Below are 2,997 nucleotides of genomic sequence, written 5' to 3' on the forward strand. Positions count from 1 at the left end.
CCAGTTCCGTTAACCCACAAAATCATGAAAACATGGTCATCAAAATCAGTATAATCAGTATAATCCTGGGAAAGACAAATACCGACGTACTTTTGACGTAGCCCTAAATTTTGTTACCCAAACAACAAGCTGCAAATTTACGCCACCAGATAAAAATATTCCGCGTTGATCCATGACCCTTATTTGTTCACCTTTATTAATTGTAAATTCCATGAAAGAAAAACTGTTTACCATGAGCGTAGGTTCGTTCCTGTTAATAGCTGCCATTATCTCCTCCTGTACAAAAGAGGCTAAAAAAACGGATACCCTGCAACCGTTAAATGCCAAACCGGCTGCCGCCGCCGTGCAGGCCGCCGCTGCATCCTATCAGTTGATCTGGTCTGATGAATTCGACGGCAGCAGTGTTAATACCTCAAAATGGTCATTTGAAACAGGTCCCGGGGTTAATAATGAAAAACAATATTACCAGTCGTCCAATGCGAGTGTCAGCAACGGCAATTTGGTGATTACTGCGAAAAAGCAGTCCGTTAATGGCTGGCCATATACCTCTGCCCGTATGAATACTGCCGGTCATTTTACTACGCAGTATGGTCGTATTGAAGCGCGTATTAAGCTGGCTTCCGGACAAGGGTTGTGGCCGGCCTTCTGGATGCTGGGGAATAACATTGGGTCGGTAGGCTGGCCCAAATGTGGTGAGATAGATATTATGGAGCAGGTAAATACCAGCAACACCATTTATGGTACTATTCACTGGGATGCCAACGGACATGTTTCCTACGGAGGCAATACCAGTACCACTATCACAGATTATCACGTGTATGCGGTAGAGTGGGATGCCAGTGCTATCCGCTGGTACTTAGATGGGAACCAGTTTGCTACCGCTAATATTCTGAATAATATTAACAGCACCGAAGAGTTCCATAACCCCTTTTTTATTATCCTGAATATGGCTGTGGGGGGCGATTTTCCCGGACAAACCATTGATGAAAGTAAGTTGCCCGCCAATATGTATGTAGATTATGTAAGGGTATATTCTATTACCAATGGTGGCGGTACGGCGCCTGTTGGCAGTACCATTACCCTGAAAGGGTTTAATAATGCTTATGTCAGCGGGGAAAACGGCACGCAGGCCATGACCTGTACCCGGGCTACTGCCCAGGCATGGGAGCAATTTGCCGTAGAAGATGCCGGCGGCGGCAAAGTAGCACTGAAGAGTCAGGGCAAGTATGTGTCGTCCGAAAACGGTGTGAACCCCATTACGTGCAACCGTACTACTGTGGGGGACTGGGAAAAATTTGACTGGATTGTTAATACAGATGGTTCCATTGCGCTACGGGGTAATAATGGCAAATACGTTTCCTGTGAAAACGGCACACAGGCTATGACCTGTAATCGTGCTACCGTTTCCGGCTGGGAAGCATTCAGGTATTAATATTATTTTAGGGTGATGGATCGGGCCGGCTGTGTTTACAGGCGGCCCTTTTTACAGGTATCGCCACACATCGGGCGTAGCAGGTTGAAATTCTTTGCAGTACCAGGTTTCCTGGGTAAGGTTGATCTTTTCGCGGTAAAGATCCTGAAGGGCCATAAAGTCAGACTTATTAGTTATTTGAAGGACCTGTGTTTTGACGTTTTTGTAACAGCTCATGCCTCCGAAAGCACTGTTCCCACCAGGACTGTAATGAGCAAAGGCACAGTCAAAGCAGCATAACAGCATTACATTTTCCGGCAGGTCTCTTTTTAGAAATGGTAGTATTCCTTCCATTAAAAAATCTGGATTTTTGTCCGGATAATCAAGCCTGTTATACTCATCTATTTGCAAGGAGAGCTGGTCATAAGCGTTTATTTTTCCGTTTTCCAACAACAGCCGGAACGAGAGCGTAGCCATTTTTTCTTCCTGAAATTGCCGTATTCGTATCGGTATGGATATCTCCAACGTACAGTTGGTAAGGCATCCCCATTGATCGAGCGTGATTCCCGGGCCAACATAGTCAGTCTCATTTACTAAAGAGAGTAAATCAAAATCATGGCCGGTAAATGTGATGCCGCGGAGCGTGAACTGCATGATTTTACCATCCGTTTCGAAATGTGTTATTACTATTCCGGCATTGTCGGTATAGATAGTAGGGAAAACCATATTGGTGTTTTAGATGATCAATATAATGATTAAACGGTTCTTCCAAAAATCAATCGCATGCATAATAAGTTGATTGATTAATAAAAATGAATATATATTTGCGGCGTCGTTAAATATATATCTGTCGTCGATGCATTTGCCAGTTTTGAAAAACCTGCGTGCCTTTGTATTGGTCTGTCTTCTGTTTCCTGTAGTATTAAAAGCGCAGGAGGGAATGCCTGCTACGGTGCGCCCCTGTGGCTCAGATGCCTTACAGGAGTTATGGCGGAAAGATGCCTCTTACCTGGAACGTGAACGGGCTATTAATAAAGCCATCTTACAAAAACAATATATCCGCGTACCCGGAGCTGCTGTAAAACCTCCGGGACTGGTAGTGCTACCAGTGGTATTTCACATTATTAATGAGGATCCCAACGCATACACGGATGCAGCTATACAGGCGGCCCTACAGGAATTAAACGATGCATATGCCGCTACTGGCGCATTTTCCGGCGCGCGGACAGATACAAAGATTCAGTTTTGTCTTGCTAAAACAGCTCCGGATGGTAGTAAAACAACGGGCATTGTAAGGACTCATTCTTATTTATCAGACTTTGATAATGAAATGGAAGGAGGGGACCTTGTCGCCCTGGGTAAGTGGGACCCTGCCCGTTATATCAATATATGGGTGGTGACGGATATCAAGTCGGAATACATGCAGGATTTTGAATGTGGCACCTGGACCCGACTGAAGATGGGCGGCTATGCCGGCGCTGGTGGGGACATCGTAGTAGCAGGAGTGGGTGTGGGTTTACTGGCCCATGAAATGGGGCACTATCTCAATCTCGCTCATACTTTTGCGAACCGGGATTGTAAGAATA

The 2,997-nt window shown here is 45.3% G+C and carries 3 protein-coding genes; 2 read left to right on the forward strand and 1 reads right to left on the reverse strand.

Annotation, left to right across the window (positions count from 1 at the left end; genetic code table 11):
• Positions 1–211 precede the first annotated feature (211 nt).
• A complete protein-coding gene (locus VIP81_RS21665) occupies positions 212–1,432 on the forward strand; it encodes a family 16 glycosylhydrolase (protein WP_331966204.1) in 1,221 nt (406 codons plus the stop codon).
• Positions 1,433–1,483: 51 nt separating this feature from the next.
• Here VIP81_RS21665 and VIP81_RS21670 read toward each other — a convergent pair whose 3' ends face one another.
• The gene (locus tag VIP81_RS21670) at positions 1,484–2,137 is read right to left on the reverse strand and encodes a DUF6304 family protein (RefSeq protein ID WP_331966207.1); all 654 of its coding nucleotides are present in this window, start codon (positions 2,135–2,137) and stop codon (positions 1,484–1,486) included.
• Positions 2,138–2,267: 130 nt separating this feature from the next.
• Between VIP81_RS21670 and VIP81_RS21675 the strand changes: the two genes are divergently transcribed.
• Positions 2,268–2,997 (forward strand): hypothetical protein (locus tag VIP81_RS21675; protein WP_331966210.1); only part of this gene is annotated, 730 nt, incomplete at its 3' end.

The sequence above is a fragment of the Chitinophaga sp. genome (genome assembly GCF_036566945.1).
Taxonomy (GTDB): domain Bacteria; phylum Bacteroidota; class Bacteroidia; order Chitinophagales; family Chitinophagaceae; genus Chitinophaga.